We start from the raw sequence: 21,194 nt of genomic DNA, 5'->3' as shown, positions 1-21,194 counted from the left end.
CGGGTTAAAATATGCGCCATTTTAAACCCGCTGTGAAAAATTGGGGTGATTCTTTGTCTTGCTTTTTCCGATTGAGCCCGATGGCGGCCGCTGTGTTGGCCGGTTTGAGCCTGCCGGCTCTGCTGCAGGCCGAGCCGTTGTCGCTGGCGGCAGAGGGCGGTGCGGCCTGCCACCGGCCGGACGCGCCCAAACAGATGATTGCGCCGGTGAAAACCAGCGGCGAAGGCGCATTGGCCGAAGGTGCCACCCGCGTGAATGCCGACCGTGTGATCGGTCAGAGCGATGTGCGCGTACGTGCCGAGGGCGATGTGGTGGTGGAGCGTGGCAACCAGGTGCTTAATGCGCAATGGATTGACTACAATCAGCCGCAAGATACCGTGCAGGCTGGCGACCGCTTCACCTTGGAGCAGAGCGGCGGGCGCGTGAGCGGCGAGAGCCTGCGTTATAAGATGGACACCCGCCAGGGTGAGGCCACCAATGCCCGCTTTGAAGCCGAAAGCAGCAGCGGCCGCCGCCTGCAGGGTACCAGCCAAACCCTGCGTATGGACGGCGAAAACCGTTATCGACTGGAAAACGGCCGCTTCAACACGTGTAATCCGGGCGATGAGAGCTGGTATATCCGTGCCAAAAGCATTGAAGCGGACTACGAGCGCAATGTCGGCGTGGCGCGCAATGCCTCGCTGGTGGTGGGTGGTGTGCCGCTGTTTTACACGCCGTGGATTGATTTTCCGCTCAACGGCAACCGCAAAAGCGGCTTTTTAGTGCCCACCTTTAAAGCCGGCTCCGATGGTGTGGAAATCACTACCCCCTATTATTTCAACTTAGCTCCAAGCTACGACTTCACGCTCACCCCCAAGCTCTATAGCCGGCGTGGCCTGCAGCTGGCCGGTCAGTTCCGCTATCTGCAGCCCAAATACCAGGGCGACATCAGCTTGGCCGTGCTGCCCGCAGACCAACTCAGCCAACACGACACCCGCAGCAAAATCGATTGGGACCACCAACACCAATTCAGCCGCACCCTCAGCGGTGGTGTGGATTTCCACCAAGTATCCGATGACGACTACTACCGCGATTTCTACAACCGCACCGACATCGCCGCCAATGTCAACCTCAACCGACAGCTGTGGCTGCGCCACCAAACCGAATTGTGGACCGGCCGCTTCGACAGCTATGCCACCGTGCAGAAATACCAAACCCTGGCCAATGCCGACGGCTACAAAGGCGACCAACCTTATTCCCTGTTGCCGCGCCTAAGCAGCCAATGGCAGAAGCGTTTCGGTATCGTCAACTTCCAAATGTTTGGCCAATACAGCAACTTCCGCCACGATAGCAAACAGGAAGGCGGCCGTTTGGTGCTTAACCCCAGTGTAAGCGCGGAATTCAACCGCAGCTGGGGCTATGTCCGACCCAAGCTTGGCTTGCACGCCACTTATTACAACCTAGACAGCCATAACGGCGCGCAGGCACACAATTTCAGCCGTATATTGCCCACCTTCAGTGTGGATAGCGGCATGGTGTTTGAGCGGCCAGCCAGCTGGCAGGGGCGTGATTATGTGCAAACCTTAGAGCCGCGCCTGTTCTACACCTACATCCCCACCAAGCAGCAAAACGATATTCCGCTGTTCGATACTGCCGAAAACAGTTTCAATTACAGCCAACTATTCCGCGAGAACCGTTTCTCCGGCCACGACCGCATCAACGCTGCCAACTTCCTCACCATGGCGGTGCAAACCCGCCTGTATGATGCCCGGAATGGCGCAGAGCGTTTCTCCGCCGGCCTTGGCCAGCGCCTGTATTTCACTCGTGACGACGTATTGCTTGATGGCAGCCGTGTGCAGCGGCGCAGCGGCCATTCCGATTTGCTGGCCTTTGCCGACGGCCGGGTAAACGACAATATCTGGCTGAACAGCGAAGTGCACTACGACACCAGCCAAAATGCCGCGGCCAAATATCATTTCGGCCTGCGCTACAGCCCTGAGCCCGGCAAAACCGTGGGTGCGCGCTATCAATATCGCCGCCATGGCGAAATTTACGATGACATGTACGGCAAAGTACGCCGGGCCGACGTGTATTTCCAATGGCCGGTGAGCCGCAATCTTTATCTGGTGGGCCGCCACAGCTATTCCTTCAGCGAACATAAGCCGGTGGAACACCTTTTGGGCATGGAGTACATCAGCGGCTGCGGCTGCTGGAGCCTGAGCGCCGTCGGCCAGCATTATGTGAACGGCGTGAATTCCAGCAAAAATGCCTTCTTCCTCCAGCTGCGCCTGCGCGACTTGAGCAGCTTGGGCAACAATCCTTTTGAACAAATCCGCCAGTCTATTCCTGGCTACACCAACATTGATGAGGTAATGCGTAAATGAAAATGAAAACTTTGGTTTTGGCGCTGGGCATGAGCCTGGCTTTTCAGGTAGCCTCGGCTAACACCGTGCGGTCGGTAGACAACATCGTGGCCGTGGTGGAGAACGAAGTCATCACCCAGCGCGAGCTTGATCAGGCCGTGGCCCACACTCGCAGCCAAATGCCGCGCGGCACGCAAGTATCCGAGCAGGAATTGCAGCGGCAAACTCTGATGCAGCTGGTGAACCAATCACTTTTGGTGCAGGCCGGCCGGCGCAACAATATCCAAGTGCCGGATGCCGAAGTGGAAGCCGAAATTGCCCGTATCGCCGCTTCCCGCCGCCAAAGCGTGGCTCAGTTTGAAGCTGCCCAAGCCCGCTTCGGTATCGACAAAACCGCCCTGCGCCGCCAAGTGCGCGACAGCATGATTGCTCAACGCGTGCAGCAGGGGCAGACTGCCGGCGAGGCCAAAGTGAGCGAAGACGAAATCAATGCCGCCATCGCCCGAGCCCGTGCCCAAGGCATTACCCTGCCGCAGGCCACACCCAAAACCCAATACCATGCCCAGCATATTTTGATTGCCAGCCAAGGCGAGCGTGCCCAGCGGCTGGCGCAACGCCTGGCGCAAAATGCCCAACGCGGCGCCGATTTTTCCGCCCTGGCGCGTCAGTATTCGCAAGACGGCAGTGCTGCCAATGGCGGTGATTTGGGCTGGCTCTCCGAAGGCGAAACCGTGCCCGAGTTCGAACGTGCCATGCGCGGTTTGAAACCCGGTCAGGTGAGCGCACCGGTACACACCCAGTTCGGCTGGCACGTGATCCGCCTGGTGGAAGCCCGCACGCCGAACACGCCCGATGCCCGCATCCGCGCCGGCGTACACGATGCCATCGCTGCCCAGAAAACCCAAGCCGCCATGCAGAGCCTGCTCCAGCAGCTGCATCAAAACAGCTTTATTTCCATTCGGATGCAGTAGGCGGATTGGCCGTAGGGGATGATTGGCCTATCCTTTGCGGCCAATTTACAGGCTACCTGAAAGTTTCAGGTAGCATCAGGTTTGGCTAAAGCTTGCTGCTACAAATTGGCGTGCATTTGCCAACGCCACTCTTATTTTCAGGTAGCCTTCAAGGCTACCTGAAACCCGTAAACCCAAGTAACAAAAGCTAATATAGAAGAGAATCATCATGCGCCCGCTCACCGCCACCATCCGCCTCAGCCACCTGCGCCACAACTACCAACTGCTCAAACGCCTGCACGGCAACAAAATGCTCGCCGTGGTGAAAGCCGATGCCTACGGCCACGGCGCCGTGCGCTGCGCCCGTGCGCTGGCCGATTTGGCCGACGGTTTCGCCGTGGCCACGCTGGATGAGGGCATCGAACTGCGCCAAGCCGGCGTCAGCGCGCCCATCGTGATGCTCGAAGGCGTGTTTGAGCCCGCCGAATACGCCGCGGTAGACGAATACCGCCTGTGGCCGGGCGTACAAAACCAATGGCAGCTCGAAAGCCTGCTGGCACACCGCTGGCGCGAGCCGGTAACCGTTTGGCTGAAAATGGATTCCGGCATGCACCGCGTGGGCTTCTTCCCGCAAAACTTCGCCCCCGCCCACCAAGCCCTGCGCCAAAGCCCGCAGGTGGCGCATATTGTGAACATGACCCACTTCGCCCGCGCCGACGAGCCGGAACAAGCGATGACCACCGCCCAGCTGGCCGCCTTCGACACCGCCGTGGCCGGCTTGTCCGGCGCACAGAGCCTCGCCAACTCCGCCGCCATCATCGCCCACCCCGCCGCCCGACGCGACTGGGGGCGCGCCGGCATCGCCCTCTACGGCATCGAACCCTTCCCCGGCGCCTGCCCCGAGCTCAAACCCGTGATGCGCCTCACCAGCCGCATCTTTGCAGAACGTACCCTCCAGCCCGGCGAGCCGGTCGGCTACGGCGCATCCTTCATCACCGAACGCTCCACCCGCATCGGCATTGCTGCCTGCGGTTATGCCGACGGCTACCCCCGCACCGCACAAAACGGCTGCCCGCTCACCGTAAACGGCCAGCCCAGCCGCCTCATCGGCCGCGTGAGCATGGATATGCTCGCCGTCGAGCTCGACCACCACCAAGGCGTGGGCAGCGAGGTGGAGCTGTGGGGCGACGCCGTTTCCGTAGCCACCGTGGCCCAATCTGCTGGGACGATTTCCTACGAGCTGCTGTGCCATATCAAGCGGGCCCATTATGTGTATCAAGATTGAGCAATGGCTTAAGGCTACCTGAAATATGAGCAACCCTTTCTTCCCCTGCATCTTCATCAACCGCGAAGAGCAGCAAACCGACTACGACACTGTTATTACCTCTGATTTCCACTATTTTGACAGCTATTTCGGTGATAAAGGTTGCGCAGGCTATGGCCTACAACAGCTCGCCAAAAAACTTGCCAAGCAGCATCAAATTAAAGAGCTGCACTTCGATTCCGAAGCTGGTATGTTTTGCGCCTATTCCGCCAACCGCGAAAGTCTGCTGCGTCTGTGCCAAGCCCTGCGCGAAATCAGCGGAGAAGAAAGCCAGCACACCGCCCCTGCCGCTGCCAAGCCCAAAATCTCCGTCGAACGTACCGATAATCTGCTGCTGCGCGGCTTCATCCTGCGCCTCGACCCAGCCAAACAGCAGGAATTTCTCGATAACGTACCGTTTTCCGCCCTGTCGCCTGTCCATGCAGGCTATATAGCCGCGCTGGAGAATGGCACGGAAGAAGAAAAAATCCGTGCCGTCAAACGCATCGAATCCGAAGCCCGCAGCCAAACCCGCCGTCGTGCCGACAGCTATCTTGCCCACCCGCACCTTATCAGCCTGTTGCTGGACGTACTGGCGCATCAGCCCGGCGAAAAGCTGCATTTGGAAATACTTTATGCCCTTAGATCTGTTTTCGACTGGCACTTGCCCGATTTGCGTTGCCGCGAAGCCTTCTACCAAGCCCTGACGCACAAAAAAGCCGCATTCCGTTACGCGGCGCTGTACGGATTGTTATTCCTGTATGAATTTGATGTGGAAAAAGTTAAGCCGCTGCTCCATGACAAAGCCAAAGCCGTGCGCGAAGCTGCCGAATACCTTCTGCGCCAGGATCAGCCCAAAGACAAAGCCGAAGATATTTTCCTCTGGAGATTTGACGATAAAGCCATCAATGCAATCCGTGAAGAATGGAAGCAGGCTACCTGAAAAAAGCAGCCCGGCATACATCCCCGACGTTTTGCCAAACCCGCCCAATACACATCAAACCACCCATGCCGCATACCCTTTCCCCCGAAAGCCTGATCGAAGCCGCGTTGCTCACCCAGCCCGAACCGCTGCCCGAACGCCGCCTGCGCGACTTGTGCGAACCGCCGCTTTCTGCCGATAAGCTCGAAGACGTGCTCGAAGCACTGCAACAGCGCTGGCAGGGCAGGGCGCTGCAACTGGTGCGCACCCACGAGGGCTGGCGCTTTCAGGTAGCCCCTGCCGCCTTCGAGCGGCTCGGCAGCCTGGAAGAGCAGCGCACGCCGCGATATTCCCGCGCCGTGATGGAAACCTTGGCCATCATCGCCTACCGCCAGCCGGTCACGCGCGGTGACATCGAAGCCATCCGCGGCGTGGCGGTGTCGCAAAACGTGATGCAAACCCTGCAAGAACGCGGCTGGATAGAAAGCGTGGGCAAGCGCGACACCATCGGCCGCCCCAGCCTGTGGGCCACCACCAAAACCTTTCTCACCGATTTGCAAATCGACACCCTCGAATCCCTGCCGCCCCTGGCCGAACTGGGCGAGTTGGTGTTGCCTGAGCTGGGTGTTCACGGGGCAACGGCAGAAGAAGAAATGGCGGAAGAAAAGGCTGCGGAATAGGGCATTCAAGCGCGGCCAATATTTTCAGGTAGCCTGATGAAGGCTACCTGAAAAACATCTGCTCCAGTACAATCCCGCCATCTTTCTGCGCTGCACAAGCCCACGCTTTAGCTTCGCAGAAAACCACTTCGTTCGTTTTAACTTCGTTGAAGCTCACGCTTTAGCTCGCAGAAACTCACTCCGTTCGTTTTCAGGTAGCCTTCCCCATGAGCGCCGATTTCAAACAACAACTCAAGCTCACCGACGCCACCGCAGGCAAGCTCGCCAAGCTGCATATCCGCAGCCTGTGGGATGCCGTGCTGCACCTGCCCCTGCGCTACGAAGACGAAACCCACCTGACCCCCATCAAAGACGCGCCCGTGGGCGTATCCTGCCAAGTGGAAGGCGAAGTGGCGCATCAGGAAATCCAGTTCCGCCCGCGCCGCCAGCTGATTGCCCAAATCCACGACCAATCCGGCAGCGTGCTGCACCTGCGCTTTATCCATTTCTACCCCAGCCAGCAAAAGCAGCTCGCCAAGGGCAAACGCATCCGCGCCATCGGCGAAATCCGCCACGGCTTTTTCGGCGACGAAATGGTGCACCCCAAAATCCGCGATGCGGCAAGCCAAAGCCTGGCCGAGAGCCTCACTCCCGTGTATCCCACCGTGTCCGGCCTCAGCCAGCCCACGCTGCGCCGCATTATCCGCCAAGCCCTCGAGCAAACCGATTTGGCCGACACGCTACCTGAAAGCCTGCTTGCCCAGCTCAAGCTGCCGCCGCTGGCCGAAAGTCTGCATCTTCTGCACGCACCGCCGCCCGAATACAGCATCGGTCAATTGTCGGACGGCAGCCTGCCTGCCTGGCAGCGGCTGAAATTTGACGAACTGCTCGCCCAGCAGCTTTCCATGCGCCTGGCTCGTGCGCATCGACTCAGTGGGCAGGCCATGCCGCTGGTGGGCGACGGCAGTCTCGCCAAGACGCTGGTGCAGAGCCTGCCCTTCGCCCTTACCGCTGCTCAAGATCGCGTGCTGGCCGAAATCCGCCAAGATTTGGCGCAGCCGCACCCGATGCACCGCCTGCTGCAGGGGGATGTGGGCAGCGGCAAAACCATCGTGGCCGCGCTCTCTGCGCTGGCCGCCATCGAAGCAGGCGCACAAGTAGCCGTGATGGCACCCACCGAAATCCTTGCCGAGCAGCACCACATCAAATTCCGCCAATGGCTCGAGCCGCTGGGCATCAGCGTGGCCTGGCTTTCAGGTAGCCTCAAAAAGAAAGAAAAAGACCAAGCCAAAGCCGCGCTGGCCGATGGCCGCATCCGTTTGGCCGTGGGCACGCACGCCCTGTTTCAAGACGATGTATCTTTCCAAAACCTCGGCTTGGTGATTGTGGATGAGCAGCACCGCTTCGGCGTGGCGCAGCGCCTCGCCCTGAAAAACAAAGGCTGCGACGTACACCAGCTGATGATGTCCGCCACCCCCATCCCGCGCACGCTGGCCATGAGCTTCTTTGCCGACCTCGATGTTTCCATCATCGATGAGTTGCCGCCCGGCCGCACGCCGATTAAAACCCGTTTGGTCAACAATATCCGCCGCCACGAAGTGGAAGGCTTTGTGCTGGCTACCTGTAAAAAAGGGCAGCAGGCCTATTGGGTGTGCCCGCTGATTGAAGAGAGCGAAGCGCTGCAGCTGCAAACCGCCACCGATACGCTCGCCGAGCTGCAGGCCGCCCTGCCCGAGCTCACCATCGGCCTGGTGCACGGTCGCATGAAGAGCGCGGAGAAAGCCACCGTGATGGCTGAATTTGCCGCCGGCCGCATCCATGTGCTGGTGGCCACCACCGTGATCGAAGTGGGGGTGGACGTGCCCAATGCCGCCCTGATGGTGATCGAACACGCCGAGCGCATGGGGCTTTCCCAGCTGCACCAATTACGCGGCCGGGTAGGGCGCGGCGCCGCGGTATCCAGCTGTGTGCTGCTGTTTGCCGAGCCCTTGGGCGACACCGCCAAAGCCCGCCTCAAAGTGATCTACGAAAACACCGACGGCTTTGAAATCGCCCGCCAAGACCTCAACATCCGCGGCCCCGGCGAATTTCTCGGCGCCCGCCAAAGCGGCCTGCCCCTGCTGCGTTTCGCCGATCTGGAGCAAGACTTGCCCCTCTTGGAAGCTGCCCGCCGGATCGCCCCCGAACTCATCGCCCGCCACCCCGATATTGTAGAAAAACACCTGGAACGCTGGCTGGCCAGCCGCGAAGGCTATTTGGGCGTGTGAACAGGCAAAGGCTACCTGAAAACGAGGTTTCCGCAGGAAGACGAGTTTCTGCGGAGCTACAGTTTCAGGTAGCCTTTGTTTTCGCAGCATAGCTGCCTGCCGATATTATTCGATAGCTTATTTCCGCTTTTTTAAGTGAAGTGGCATTTTCTTAGTGATTGCTGTGCGTTAGCTAGTTAATCATGCCTATGGTGCAGTATTTTTCCCGCCCACCCTTGTTTTTTATGCCGTGCTGCGGTATCTTGATTTTCCTTTTTTTACATAAACCCCGCATCTCTTCCGATGGGTGCGGCGAGCAGACTGTTACCGGTTGTTGCCGTTTTGCGTACCTTAAATCCGCCCGGCTTCAGCCAGCGCATTACCATGCCGAGGTAAAGCTGCCGCCGACTGTCGGCTGATGTGCATAAAAGGAGAGGTTTGATGCAATTATCAGGCGCACAAATATTGGTGCAAAGTCTTAAGGCCGAAAACGTGGAATACGTGTTCGGTTATCCTGGCGGCGCGGTTTTGGAAATCTACGACGCTATCTACCAACTCCACAAATTCGAGCATATCCTGGTGCGCCACGAGCAGGCTGCGGTGCATGCCGCCGATGCCTATGCGCGCGTGAGCGGCGAGGTGGGCGTGGCGCTGGTTACTTCCGGCCCGGGCGCCACCAACGCCATCACCGGCATTGCCACGGCCTATAGCGACTCCATTCCGCTGGTGGTGATTTCAGGCCAGGTGCCTTCGCCCGCGGTGGGCTCGGATGCGTTTCAGGAAATTGATATGGTGGGTATTTCCCGCCCGTGCGTGAAGCACAATTTCTTGGTTACCGAGGTGGACGAAATCGCGCCCACCATCAAAAAGGCGTTTCAAATCGCGCAGAGTGGCCGCCCCGGCCCGGTGGTGGTGGACATCACCAAAGATGCTACGCAGGCGCTTTCTAAGTTCAGCTATCCGCAGGAAGATATTTTTATCCGTTCCTACCAGCCGGTTACGCACGGCCATATCGGCCAGATTAAAAAGGCGGTGCAGATGCTGGCGGCGGCCAAACGCCCGCTGGTGTATTTCGGCGGCGGCGTGATTTTGGGCAATGCGGCCAAACAGCTCACCGAATTGGTGCAGCTTTTGAACATTCCCTGTACCGGCACGCTGATGGGTTTGGGCGGCTATCCCGCTTCCGACCGCCGCTTCCTCGGCATGCTCGGCATGCACGGCACATACGAGGCCAACCTGGCCATGCACAATGCCGATGTGATTTTGGCCGTGGGCGCGCGTTTTGACGACCGCGTGATTTCCGTGCCGGCCAAATTCCTGGAACAGCCGAGGAAAATCATCCACATCGATATCGATCCTTCCAGCATCGCCAAGCGCGTGAAGGCCGACGTGCCGATTGTGGGCGACGTGAAAAACGTGTTGGAGGAAATGATCGGGCTGTGGCGCAAGCAGGAGTTGCAGTTTAATCCGGCCAATTTGGAAAAATGGTGGCAGCGCATCGAAGCCTGGCGCAGCCGCGACTGCCTCGCCATCGAGCCGCATGAAGACATTATCCTGCCGCAGCAGGTGGTGCGCACCCTGGCCGAAGTAACCCGGGGCAACGCCATCATCACTGCCGACGTGGGGCAGCACCAAATGTTTGCCGCGCAGTATTACCCCTTCTCCCAGCCGCGTCAGTGGCTCAATTCCGGCGGCCTGGGCACCATGGGCGTGGGTCTGCCCTATGCCATGGGCGCGTATCTAGCCGCGCCGGACCGCGATATTTGCTGCATTACCGGTGAAGGCTCGATTCAGATGAACATCCAAGAGCTGGCTACCTGCAAACAATACAATCTGCCGGTGAAGGTTATTTGCCTGAACAACGGCTACCTCGGCATGGTGCGCCAATGGCAGGAGCTGTATTACAGCAACCGCGAAGCCGAAACCTATTTCGACACGCTGCCCGATTTCGTGAAACTGGCCGAAGCCTACGGTCATGTGGGCATGCGCATTGAAAAACCGGCCGACGTGGAAGGCGCGCTGCGCGAAGCCCTCGCGCTGAAAGACAGGCTGGTGTTTATGGATTTCGTGGTGGATCGCAAACAAAATGTCTTCCCCATGGTGGGCAACGGCAAAGGTTTGGATGAAATGGTATTGCCGCCGCATATGCGCGAGCGCAAAGCCGATTCCGATGTAAACGAAGTAACCGACCGCCACTACGACACAAGGAGCGTGCCATGATGCGACACATTTTATCCATTCTGATGGAGAACGAATCCGGCGCCATGAGCCGTGTAGTGGGGCTGTTTTCCGCGCGCGGTTACAATATCGACGCACTTTCCGTAGCCCCCACCGAAGACCCAACCCTGTCTCGCATGACCATCGTTACCCGCGGCAACGACCAAGTGGTTGAGCAAATTACCAAACAGCTCAACAAGCTGGTGGAAGTGGTGAAAGTAATCGACTTCAACAATTGCCGCCATGTGGAGCGCGAGCTGATGTTGGTAAAAGTGCGCGCCTTGGGCAAAGACCGCGACGAGCTCCTGCGCCTCACCGATATTTACCGCGGCCAGGTGGTGGACGTAACCGATAAAAGCTATGTGATTGAAATCACCGGTACCAGCGACAAGCTCGACAGCTTCCTCGAAACCGTGCCCAAAGGCTTGATTCTGGAAACCGTGCGCACCGGCGCCGCCGGCATCGGTCGTGGTGAGCGGATTTTGAAGATTTGATGTTTGTTTGTCTGGTTTAAAGCCCGCTGTGAATTTTCAGGTAGCCTGTATACCAAGCAGGCTACCTGAAAATATTTATAGTGAATTAACAAAAACCAGTACGGCGTTGGTTCGCCTTGCCGTACTATTTGTACTGTCTGCGGCTCGGCCGCCTTGTCCTGATTTTTGTTAATCCACTATATGAAAGGCTGTTTGAAAGCGCAAATGGGTTTTCAGGTAGCCTTTTGCTGCACAGGCTACCTGAAACTCGCCACTGCAACGCATACTGAAGACCAAAATAACGACAGGGTGGGCTTCACTTACTGCTATTGAATTGCTGGCGATAAATTCTGTTTAGACTGGATAAATAGAGGAAATCACTTTTATAAGCTTGAAATTGTAGTTAATGAATAGTTTTTCACTGCCATGCTGTTTGGTGGGAAATGGCGAAAATCCTTGCTGCAACAGGTTTGCAAACGATAGAATCCCCACCCATTAAGGCATCCTGCCGCAATTTCAATCGAGTTTTTACTGTGGATACCCCGATTTACAACTTCTCCGCCGGCCCGGCCGTGCTGCCCGAATCCGTATTGCGCACTGCGCAAAGCGAAATGTTCGACTACAACGGCACGGGCTTTTCCGTGATGACCATGAGCCACCGTTCTGATGTGTTCATGAGCATCCTCTATCATGCCGAGCAGGATTTGCGCCAGCTCTTGAATATTCCCGATAACTATAAAGTTTTGTTTTTGCAAGGCGGCGCCAGCGCACAGTTCAACATGACCGTAATGAACTTGAGCAACGGCTTCAAGCGCGTCGATTCCGTGGTGAGCGGTAACTGGAGCCGCATCGCCCATCATGAAATGGGCAAATTGTCGGATGTAAACATCCATCTGGCCGCGCATGGCGGCGAGCAGTTTGATTACACCGACCTGCCGCCGGTTGAGTCTTGGGATATCGACCCGAGCTCCGCCTTCGTGCATTTCGTGATTAACGAAACCGTGCACGGCCTGCAATATCATGAAGTGCCCAAACTGGGTACGGACATGCCGCCCTTGGTGTGCGATATGTCGAGCGAAATTCTTTCCCGCCGCGTCAATGTGGCTGACTTCGGCGTGATTTATGCCGGTGCGCAAAAAAATATCGGCCCTTCCGGCACCACCATCGTCATCATCCGCGAAGACCTGCTTGAGCGTTGTTCCAGCCGCGTGCCCGATGTGTGGAACTATCGTTCGCACATCGAGCGCCAAGGTATGTATAACACCCCCGCCACCTATCCCATCTATATTTCCGGCCTGGTGTTCCGCTGGTTGCAGTCGCAGGGCGGGGTAGGGCAGATGGAAACCATCAATACCCTCAAAGCCAAAACCTTGTATGCCGCCATCGACAACAGCGGCGGCTTCTACCGCAACCGCGTTGCGCCTGCTGCCCGTTCTAAAATGAACGTGATCTTCACCACCGGCAACAAGGAATTGGACGAACTCTTCGTTCAAGAGTCCACCACCCGCGGCCTGCGCCTGCTGGGCGGCTATAAGAGCATGGGCGGCATGCGTGCCAGCATCTACAACGCCATGCCCTTGCAAGGGGTAGAAGCGCTGATTGAATTTATGCGTGAATTTCAGAAGCGCTATGGCTGATGCGTGTTGAATATATTTCGCTGAAATAATTGTTTTTTCATACAAAGTGAGCTTGTGCCATAGGGAAAGCCAGGGCATTGGCGATAGGCGTATAATGAGGCTACCTGATAATTATTTTCAGGTAGCCTCTGTTTTTATTTTGCGGCAGCCTCGTTGTAACTTTGCAGAAATTCTTTCAGGTAGCCTTTTATTTGGTGTAATACCCAGGAGAACGCTATGATTAAAATCGAAAACGCCATCAGCGAAACCCTGCTGATTCCGCTCTATATGAAATACCGTGCCTCCCAGCAGGCCAACCCCATCCTTATCGATCCCGCTGCTTGCCGGCTGGTGCCGCAGATCGAATATGATTTTGCCAAGTTCGACCGCGCCAAGCCCACCCTCATCGGCACCGCCATCCGTGCCCGCTATTTCGACCAGCTCACTGCCGATTTCATCCGCCGCCAAAGCCGTCCGGTGGTCGTTATCCTCGGCTGCGGGCTCGACAGCCGCCGCGAACGTATCGGCAGCGCAGCAGACGGCGTGCCGTTTTATCAGCTCGATTTGGAAGACGTGATTCAATGGCGGCGTGCCATCCTGCCGCCGCAAAGCAACGAAACCCTGATTGCTGCCTCCGCCTTCGACACCGCATGGATGGACGAGTTGCATGCCCGCCACCCCGATGCCCAATTCCTGTTCGTGATTGAAGGCGTGCTGATGTATTTTTCCAATGAAATGGTACGCACCTTATTCCAAGACCTGGCCGCCCGTTTCCACGGCAGTGAAATCGCCTTCGATATGTGTAACAGTTGGACAGTGAAAAACTCTGCCCGCCACGATGCCATGAAGCACGTTAGCGCCCGCTTTGAATCCTTTTGCGACAACGAACGCAAGCCGGAGCAATGGGCAGACAATCTGCACTTCATTTCCAACCGCTACATCGTGGGCGATTTCCCTGCCGAATGGAAACGAATCGGTTTCGTTTCCAGCCTGATTATGCGCCTGGTGCGCGTTATCCGCGAAAGCAGCCGCATGTTGCACTATCGGATTGAGTAAGTGCGCTCTTGCCCTTGCTTGGGTGGAAATAAAGGCTACCTGAAAACTTGTGTTGCTCGTTTTCAGGTAGCCTTTATACGTCGGATAGGCAAGCGGTTTAATCGTCGGGATCGAATTTGGAAGAGAGGATGCGGCCGCTGCGGGCATCCACAATCACTTCATAATCGCCACGTCGGCCGTCTAAATCCACTTCATACACGCGGCGGCCGCGCCAGGAGGTGAGGTCCACGTCGGTTACGCGGGCACGGGTGTGGCGGGCGGCGATGTTGGCGGCGCGGGTGCTCGAAATATAGCCGGCCTGCCGATAGCGGCTGGGCTGATGGCTGCGGCGTGCCCGATGCTCTTGTGAGTAGCGATGGTGATGGTAGTCGTCATCATCGTAATCGTCGTGGTCGGCCAGGGCGGGCAGGGAAACGGCCATGATGGTGGCTGCCAGCAACAGGAGGGAGGATTTGCGTGCGGACATTGGCTTTCCTTTCACAGTTTAAGAGATTGGAGAAAACGAAACAGGCTACCTGAAAAATATAGCGGCAGTTTAAGCGAAACTCAATGTGTTTGTTTAAACTTGAAGCTTGCGCGTTAGCTTCGCAGAAACTCACTTCGTTCATTTTAACTGCGTTGAAGCTTCGCTTTCAGGTAGCCTCATTGCTTACTGGATACGGGTAACAGCTTTTACGTCCACTTCGGTGCCATGCCAGTCTTGGTCGATTTCGGCTTCAAGGCGCACTTTGTCGCGTGGGGTAACGTTCAAGCCGCGCCATACATCGTTATCGATTTCCACTTCGATGCGGCCGCTGGCGTCGCGGAAGATGTAGTGTTCGTGGCGCACTTGGCGTTCGATGTAGCCTTCCAATGTAACGTAGCTGTCGTCCGGCACGCTGCGCAGTGCAGAAACGCGGGTTACGCTGTTTTGGTAGCCAGGTGCTTGGCCATTTTCGGAGAAGCCGGCAGAAGCGGTGGCGGATACGGCCAATAGGGCGGTGAGGAGCAGAGCGTTTTTCATGGTTTTTTCCTTTATTCAAGATTGGGGGGAGGTAAAAGCGACAACCGGTGTTGCCTGAGTTGATGGCTTGCATTATAGGCAGGCAAGCTTAGCGGAAAATTAGGGCTGCGTGAAAAAATGTAAATTATGCCAACCGGCAAAAGGCTGGCTATGATGAACTTTAAATCAGGACAAGGCGAGCCACCGCCACATGGGTTTCAATTCCATCCGCCGTAAAACAATCCGGCCGTATCCATTGCGGAATACGGCCGGACGGAATGGTACGGCTTATTGCAAACCTTGAATAAAGTTGCCTACGGCATCCATTTCTTCGTTGCTCATGCGTTTGGCAATGTCGCCCATGATGGAGTTGGTGCGTTGGCCACTTTGATAGGAGCGCAGTTGATCCACCACATAAGATTTGTGTTGGCCGGCCAGGCGCGGGTAGGCTACTGCGCCGTCTTTTAGGGTTTGATTGCCCGGAATGCCTGCGCCGCCAGGGCCGTGGCACGACATGCAGGCCGGCAAACCTTTGGCCGGCAAGCCACCGCGGAAAATGCGCGCACCCAGTTCAGGATTTTCTTTGGGATTGCTTTCGCCGGATTTCGGGATTTGGCGGGTGAGGTAGGCGGCAGCATCGGAGATGTCTTTGTCGCTCAGGTTTTGTACCAGCGGGCGCATGGTAACGGCTGCGCCGGTGTTGCGGTCGCCGTTTTTGATGGCTAGGGTTTGCTGGATGATGTAGGCGGGATGTTGGGCCGACAGGCGCGGATAGGTGGCGATATTGGTGTTGCCGTCTGCACCGTGACAGGCAGCGCACACCGTATCAACCACCCGCTTGCCGTTGTTCATGTCGGCGGCGGGCGGTGCAGCCAAGGTGAAGCCGGAAACGGCCAGCAACAGGCCGGCTAAGGTAGTGTGTTTCATGTATATGCTCCAAATCGGCGGGGCAGGAGGCCGCCGCCCAATACTCTGTTTTTATAAACGTGGTATTCTATACTAAATTTTACTTTTTGTTCCAGCCATGCCGCTTTTTAAAAACGCTAAATTTTATACCACCGTTAATCACTTAAAAGACCTGCCCGATACCCCTGCTGAAATCGCCTTCGTGGGGCGCAGTAATGCCGGCAAATCCAGCGCTATCAATACGCTCACCGCCCACACCCGCCTGGCTTATGTTTCCAAAACTCCAGGCCGCACCCAGCATATCAACTTCTTCAGCTTGGCTAATGGGCACTATATGGTGGATTTGCCCGGCTACGGCTATGCCCAAGTGCCCGAAGCCGTGCGCGCGCATTGGGTACAGCTGCTTGGCGGTTACCTGCAAACCCGTGCCCAGCTTATCGGGTTGGTGTTGGTGATGGACGCGCGCCATCCGCTCAAGGAGCTTGACAAGCAAATGCTGGAATTTTTTGCCAGCACCGGCAAACCTGTGCATATTTTGTTGTCGAAAGCCGACAAACTTTCCAAAAACGAGCAGATTAAAACCCTCGCTGCCGTGCGCCGCGCCCTCCAGCCTTTTGCCGAGCGGCAAGCGGTAGGTGTGCAACTGTTTTCCAGCCTGAAAAAACAGGGTATGGAGGAAGTGGATGCCGTGGTGGCTGCATGGTTTGCGCAATGGGAGGCGGAGCATGCCCTGCCGGAGAGCGAACAGGTTGCCGAAAGCGGAGAAGAGGCTACCTGAAACATGAAGCAGCCGGAAACCGATTGGTTTTAGTTGCAGCAATGAATTTCCTATAGGGTGAAGCGGCGCTGTATACAATATTGCAGCGGTATCTCACAAAAGAATGAAATCAGCTTTTCAGGTAGCCTCAGTTATGGCTACCTGAAAAGCTGCCAAAACAGCAGCAACAAGCTGGCTGAAGGCCGCATGGCTTAAACTTTCCCAACAGTATTTCAGGTTATAATCCGCCGCATGCAAAACTCTCTCTCTCTCTTTCTCAACGGCGAAGCCGCTACCGAAGCCTTCGGCAATCGAATCGCGCCCGATTTGGCCGCACCGCTGGTGGTGTGGCTGGAAGGCGATTTGGGTGCGGGCAAAACCACGCTGGTGCGCGCTATTTTGCGCCGGCTTGGGCATGCGGGCGCAGTGAAAAGCCCCACTTATGCCATTGTGGAAAGCTACCGGCCAAACGGCCTGGCGGTAAACCATTTCGATTTATACCGCTTTGCCGCACCGGAAGAGTGGGAAGATGCCGGGCTGGGCGAACTGTTTGTCGAGCCCACCCTCCATTTCATCGAATGGCCGCAACGTGCCGAGGGCTTTGCGCCCGCAGCCGATTTGCGCATCGCCCTGCAAAACAGCGGCAGCGGCCGTGTCTGTACTCTTTCCGCCGATTCTGAAAACGGCAAGCAACTTATCAAATTATGGCAAAACTTACCCGCCGAACTTTCCTAAGCAGCGGCGCCGGCCTGCTGCTCCTGAGCATTGTGCCCACGGGCGAAGCACACGGCACGCCGCAGTTTGTGGCCGTGCGCATTTGGCCGGCCTCTTCCTACACCCGCGCCACGCTCGAATCCACCCGTCCCCTGCAGCATAAATATTTCCTGCTGGATAACCCGCGCCGCCTGGTGGTGGACATTCAGGGCGCGAGCCTAGACAGCGTGGTGCAGAGCCTGCCGCAGAAGCTCAGCCGCAGCGATCCTTATGTGGCCGGCATCCGCGTGGGGCAGTTCAACCCCGACACCATCCGCGTGGTGATGGATTTGAAAACCGCCGTGAACCCGCAAGTGTTCGCACTCACGCCGGTGGCCAATTTCAAACACCGCTTGGTGATCGACCTTTATCCCACCCAGGCTGTGGCGCTGGCACAGGAAGCCAACGACCCGCTGATGGCGCTTCTGCAAGACTACACCAACGGCCGTATTCGCCAAGACGGTACCGCCACCGCGCAGGCGCAAACCACCAGCGTGCCGCCGGTGCAAAACCATGCCGGCGGCAACAGGCGCGGCAACCGCAAGTTGGTGGTGATGCTCGATCCCGGCCACGGCGGCGAAGATTCCGGCGCGGTCGGCCCAAGCGGCCTGCGCGAAAAAGACGTGGTGCTTTCGATTGCGCGCGAAGCCAAACGCGAAATGGAGCGGCTCGGCTATCAGGTGTACATGACGCGCAACGAAGACGTGTTTATTCCGCTGGGTGTGCGCGTGGCCAAGGCGCGCAGCCGCAAAGCCGATATTTTCATTTCGATTCATGCCGATGCCTTCACCACGCCGCAGCCGCGCGGCACCGGCGTGTATGCCTTAAGCCGGGGCAGAGCCACTAGCGCCGCCGCCCGTTGGCTGGCGCAATCGCAAAATGCCTCTGACCAAATTGGCGGCATCCGCGTGAGCGGCAACCGGCAGGTGGACCACACGCTGTTTGACCTGGTGCAAACCGCCACCATCAACGACAGCCTGCGCCTGGGTAAATCGGTGCTCGACGAAATGGGCAAAATCAACCGCCTGCACAAAGGCCATGTGGATCAGGCCGGCTTCGCCGTGCTCAAAGCGCCGGATATTCCGTCGATCTTGGTGGAAACTGCCTTCATTTCCAACCCCACCGAAGAGCGGATGCTGGCCAGCAGCCAGTTCCGCCAAAAAGCCGCCCGCGCCATTGCCGCCGGGGCACAGCAATATCTGGCCACGGCCGCGGTGGCAAGACGTTAGCTGCTTGACCGGCAAGCGTTAAAGGCTACCTGAAAGTTTTCAGGTAGCCTTTGCATTCGCGCCGGGTTGGATGCCTGTGCTACACTTCATACATTGTTTGTTTGCTTGGAAATCATGATGAAATTGAAATTTGCCCCCGCTTTAGCCGTTTTGTTTGTGTTGGCCGCATGCAGTAGCGAACAGCCGATTCCGCCTGTGCCGGAGGCGCAGAAGGTGGTGCCGGACGCATCGGCCTTGCCGGTATCGGAAACTGGGTTCAGCCAAAATGCCGAGGTACAGCGCTTTATCCGGCAGCAGGCCGGATTGGGTGTGATGGGCGAAGGCCAGTTGCAGCAGTTTTTCGCGCAGTCGGTGTATAAGGGTAATATTGTCAACATCATGAACCGCCCAGGCACATCGCGCCCGTGGTATGAATTCCGCAGCGGCAATGCCGGTGCGGGCAAAATCAACGGCGGCCGCCGCTTCTACCAGCAATACCGCCAAGTGCTCGACCAAGTGGCGCGCGAATACGGCGTGCCGGCGGAAGTGTTGGTGGCGATTGTGGGCATCGAAACGAACTACGGCAGCAATATGGGCAGCTTCCGCCTGGCCGATTCTCTGCCCACGCTGGCGTTCGGCTACCCGCGCCGCGGCGAGTTTTTCCAGCAGGAGCTGCATGAATTCCTGCTAATGGCCAAAGAAGAAGGACGCGATCCGTTCAGCTTCACCGGCAGCTATGCCGGGGCGATGGGGATGCCGCAGTTTATGCCGTCGAGCTACCGCAAATGGGCGGTGGATTACGATGGCGACGGCCAGCGCAACATTTGGGGCAGCGTGCCGGATGTGGCGGCTTCGGTGGCCAACTATCTGAAAGCGCACGGCTGGCAGCGCGGCGGCAAGGTAATGGTGCCGGTGTCGATGGTGCCCACGCCGGAATTGCTGGCGCTGATTGATGAAAAAACCGCGCTGAATAAAACCGTGGGCGAGCTGCGTCGGATGGGGGTAACGCCGCTGGAGGAAGTGGCCGACCACGAAAAAGCCGTGCTGTTCCGCCTGGAAACCGCGCCAGGCCAGTATGATTACTATATCGGCCTCAACAATTTCTTCGCCGTTTGGCAATACAACCACAGCCGCCTGTATGTGAGCGCGGTGAGCGAAATTGCCAACGGCGTGGGCGGCGGCAAGCTGTAAGCCCCGTTGCAATAGAGGCTACCTGAAAAGCAATCAACTGTTTTCAGGTAGCCTTTTCCGTTACAATACGCTACTCAAAAATTCAGCTAAGAAAGCACACACCATGCCCAAAGTAACCGTCTTGCCGCACAGCGAATTGTGCCCCGAAGGTAAAATCATCGAAAACGCACCCGAAGGCGAAAGCATTTGCAGCCTGCTGCTCGATAACGGCATCGAAATCGAGCATGCCTGCGAACAATCCTGCGCCTGCACTACCTGCCACGTGATCGTGCGCCAAGGCTTCGACAGCCTGGAAGAACCCAGCGAAATCGAAGAAGACCTGCTCGACCAAGCCTGGGGCTTGGAAGCCGAATCGCGCTTGAGCTGCCAGGCCAAAGTGGCCGGCGAAGACCTCGTGGTGGAAATTCCCAAATACACCATCAACCACGCCCGCGAACATCATTAAGCTTGGCGCTCCCCAGCCGCCGGCCGTACACATCTAGTTTCAGGTAGCCTCATCATGAAATGGACCGACACCCAACGCATTGCCGAAGAACTCTTCGACCGCCATCCCGACATCGACCCGAAAACCGTCCGCTTCACCCAGCTGCGCCAGCTCATCCTCGATTTGCCCGAGTTTGATGACGACCCGCAGCGTTGCGGCGAGCGCATTCTCGAAGCCGTGCAACAGGCTTGGATAGACGAAGCCGAGTAAACCGCCAGCCAATGTTTCAATTCCGTTGAAGCGCATATTTTCAGGTAGCCTCACTATCGATGCAGGCTACCTGAAAAATTCATTCCGAAAGCAAACGCCATGAAAATCGCCACTTGGAACGTAAACTCCCTCAAAGTGCGCCTGCCGCACGTGAGCGACTGGCTGATTCAGCATCAGCCCGACGTACTCTGCCTGCAAGAACTCAAGCTGGATCAAGACCAGTTCCCGCTTTCCGCCTTCGAAATGCTCGGCTACCGCGCCGTGTGGAGCGGGCAGAAAACCTACAACGGCGTGGCCATCCTCAGCAAAGAAGAAGTGCAAAACGTGCACACCGGCCTGCCCGCCCTGCCCAACGACCCGCAGCGGCGCGTGATTGCCGCCACCATCGGCGGCGTGCGCGTGGTGGATGTATATTGCGTGAACGGCGAAGCCGTGGGCAGCGAGAAATTTGCCTATAAGCAGCAATGGTTTGCCGCGCTGGCCGAATTTATCCGCAGCGAATTGGCGCAATACCCGGAATTGGTGCTGCTCGGTGATTTCAACATCGCCCCCGCCGATTTGGATGTGTACGACCCCGAAAAATGGCAGGGCAAAATCCTCTGCTCCGCTGAAGAGCGCGCCTGGTTTCAAACCCTGCTCGACCTCGGCCTCACCGACAGTCTGCGCCGCCTGCACCCCGCCGAACCGCTCTACACCTGGTGGGACTACCGCATGAATATGTTCCGCCGCAAACTCGGCTTGCGCATCGACCACATCCTCGCCAGCCAAGCCCTGCTGCCGCGCCTTGCCGCCGCCGGCGTAGACACCGCCCCGCGCGCGCTGGAACGCCCCAGCGACCATGCGCCGGTGTGGGCGGAGTTTGAATAGCACATCGTTGCCGCAATAAAAAAGGCTACCTGAAAAATTTCAGGTAGCCTTT

Annotated in this window: 20 protein-coding genes; 17 read left to right on the top strand and 3 right to left on the bottom strand. The window is 57.4% G+C overall.

The features are described 5' to 3' along the window. The first annotated feature begins 11 nt into the window (after positions 1–11). The 10 genes from HMPREF2541_RS02235 to HMPREF2541_RS02190 all read left to right on the top strand — a co-directional run bounded on the left by HMPREF2541_RS02235 (position 12) and on the right by HMPREF2541_RS02190 (position 13,784). Complete coding sequence (locus HMPREF2541_RS02235; protein ID WP_246824964.1) at positions 12–2,363, top strand: LPS-assembly protein LptD; 2,352 nt, start codon at positions 12–14, stop codon at positions 2,361–2,363. Next, positions 2,360–3,313, top strand: coding sequence for a peptidylprolyl isomerase (locus tag HMPREF2541_RS02230; RefSeq protein WP_070541525.1), 954 nt, complete (start codon positions 2,360–2,362; stop codon positions 3,311–3,313). Before HMPREF2541_RS02235 ends, HMPREF2541_RS02230 begins: the two co-directional genes overlap by 4 nt. A gap of 208 nt (positions 3,314–3,521) precedes the next feature. Then, entirely contained in the window at positions 3,522–4,577 is a 1,056-nt protein-coding gene (gene alr / locus HMPREF2541_RS02225) for an alanine racemase (RefSeq protein WP_003822077.1), read from the top strand. 25 nt (positions 4,578–4,602) lie between these two features. Further along, complete coding sequence (locus tag HMPREF2541_RS02220) at positions 4,603–5,538, top strand: Imm51 family immunity protein (protein ID WP_070541522.1); 936 nt, start codon at positions 4,603–4,605, stop codon at positions 5,536–5,538. Positions 5,539–5,603: 65 nt separating this feature from the next. Next, positions 5,604–6,197 (top strand): SMC-Scp complex subunit ScpB, encoded by a 594-nt coding sequence (gene scpB / locus HMPREF2541_RS02215; RefSeq protein WP_003822075.1) that lies wholly within the window; start codon positions 5,604–5,606, stop codon positions 6,195–6,197. A gap of 206 nt (positions 6,198–6,403) precedes the next feature. Further along, the gene (recG, locus tag HMPREF2541_RS02210) at positions 6,404–8,443 is read left to right on the top strand and encodes an ATP-dependent DNA helicase RecG (protein WP_035579781.1); all 2,040 of its coding nucleotides are present in this window, start codon (positions 6,404–6,406) and stop codon (positions 8,441–8,443) included. A gap of 420 nt (positions 8,444–8,863) precedes the next feature. Next, a complete protein-coding gene (gene ilvB, locus HMPREF2541_RS02205; RefSeq protein WP_003822071.1) occupies positions 8,864–10,642 on the top strand; it encodes a biosynthetic-type acetolactate synthase large subunit in 1,779 nt (592 codons plus the stop codon). Then, positions 10,642–11,133 (top strand): acetolactate synthase small subunit, encoded by a 492-nt coding sequence (gene ilvN / locus HMPREF2541_RS02200; RefSeq protein WP_035579885.1) that lies wholly within the window; start codon positions 10,642–10,644, stop codon positions 11,131–11,133. The genes ilvB and ilvN overlap by 1 nt, the downstream gene beginning before the upstream one ends. Positions 11,134–11,645: 512 nt before the next feature. Further along, positions 11,646–12,749, top strand: a complete 1,104-nt coding sequence (serC, locus tag HMPREF2541_RS02195) for a 3-phosphoserine/phosphohydroxythreonine transaminase (protein ID WP_035579778.1) — start codon at positions 11,646–11,648, stop codon at positions 12,747–12,749. A 216-nt stretch (positions 12,750–12,965) separates the two neighbouring features. After that, a complete protein-coding gene (locus tag HMPREF2541_RS02190; RefSeq protein WP_003822063.1) occupies positions 12,966–13,784 on the top strand; it encodes a class I SAM-dependent methyltransferase in 819 nt (272 codons plus the stop codon). 97 nt (positions 13,785–13,881) lie between these two features. Here HMPREF2541_RS02190 and HMPREF2541_RS02185 read toward each other — a convergent pair whose 3' ends face one another. From HMPREF2541_RS02185 to HMPREF2541_RS02175, 3 genes are all read right to left on the bottom strand, one after another. Then, positions 13,882–14,250 carry a PepSY domain-containing protein gene (locus tag HMPREF2541_RS02185; RefSeq protein ID WP_003822062.1) on the bottom strand — a complete coding sequence of 123 codons (369 nt, stop codon included), beginning with the start codon at positions 14,248–14,250 and terminating at the stop codon, positions 13,882–13,884. A gap of 183 nt (positions 14,251–14,433) precedes the next feature. Beyond that, positions 14,434–14,787, bottom strand: a complete 354-nt coding sequence (locus tag HMPREF2541_RS02180) for a YgiW/YdeI family stress tolerance OB fold protein (protein WP_049257674.1) — start codon at positions 14,785–14,787, stop codon at positions 14,434–14,436. Positions 14,788–15,054: 267 nt separating this feature from the next. Continuing rightward, positions 15,055–15,693: a c-type cytochrome gene (locus HMPREF2541_RS02175; protein WP_003822060.1), complete on the bottom strand. Its 639-nt coding sequence runs from the start codon at positions 15,691–15,693 to the stop codon at positions 15,055–15,057. 97 nt (positions 15,694–15,790) lie between these two features. Here HMPREF2541_RS02175 and yihA point away from each other — a divergent pair, with 97 nt between their 5' ends. From yihA to xth, 7 genes are all read left to right on the top strand, one after another. Next, positions 15,791–16,450: a ribosome biogenesis GTP-binding protein YihA/YsxC gene (gene yihA / locus HMPREF2541_RS02170; protein ID WP_003822057.1), complete on the top strand. Its 660-nt coding sequence runs from the start codon at positions 15,791–15,793 to the stop codon at positions 16,448–16,450. 231 nt (positions 16,451–16,681) lie between these two features. Further along, on the top strand, positions 16,682–17,164 hold the full coding sequence (tsaE, locus tag HMPREF2541_RS02165) for a tRNA (adenosine(37)-N6)-threonylcarbamoyltransferase complex ATPase subunit type 1 TsaE (RefSeq protein WP_003822055.1): 483 nt from the start codon (positions 16,682–16,684) through the stop codon (positions 17,162–17,164). Continuing rightward, positions 17,134–18,411, top strand: coding sequence for an N-acetylmuramoyl-L-alanine amidase (locus tag HMPREF2541_RS02160; protein ID WP_003822053.1), 1,278 nt, complete (start codon positions 17,134–17,136; stop codon positions 18,409–18,411). The genes tsaE and HMPREF2541_RS02160 overlap by 31 nt, the downstream gene beginning before the upstream one ends. Positions 18,412–18,525: 114 nt before the next feature. Then, positions 18,526–19,581, top strand: a complete 1,056-nt coding sequence (gene mltB, locus HMPREF2541_RS02155) for a lytic murein transglycosylase B (protein WP_141744179.1) — start codon at positions 18,526–18,528, stop codon at positions 19,579–19,581. Between the two features lie 103 nt (positions 19,582–19,684). Continuing rightward, a complete protein-coding gene (gene fdx / locus HMPREF2541_RS02150; RefSeq protein ID WP_003822051.1) occupies positions 19,685–20,026 on the top strand; it encodes an ISC system 2Fe-2S type ferredoxin in 342 nt (113 codons plus the stop codon). 54 nt (positions 20,027–20,080) lie between these two features. Next, complete coding sequence (gene iscX / locus HMPREF2541_RS02145) at positions 20,081–20,275, top strand: Fe-S cluster assembly protein IscX (protein WP_003822048.1); 195 nt, start codon at positions 20,081–20,083, stop codon at positions 20,273–20,275. A gap of 99 nt (positions 20,276–20,374) precedes the next feature. After that, entirely contained in the window at positions 20,375–21,142 is a 768-nt protein-coding gene (gene xth / locus HMPREF2541_RS02140) for an exodeoxyribonuclease III (RefSeq protein WP_003822047.1), read from the top strand. Positions 21,143–21,194: the final 52 nt, after the last annotated feature.

Source organism: Eikenella sp. HMSC061C02, from assembly GCF_001809035.1.
GTDB classification, from domain to species: domain Bacteria; phylum Pseudomonadota; class Gammaproteobacteria; order Burkholderiales; family Neisseriaceae; genus Eikenella; species Eikenella corrodens.
Note: the sequence above shows the minus strand (reverse complement) of the source record. Positions and strands in the feature narration are given on the sequence as shown.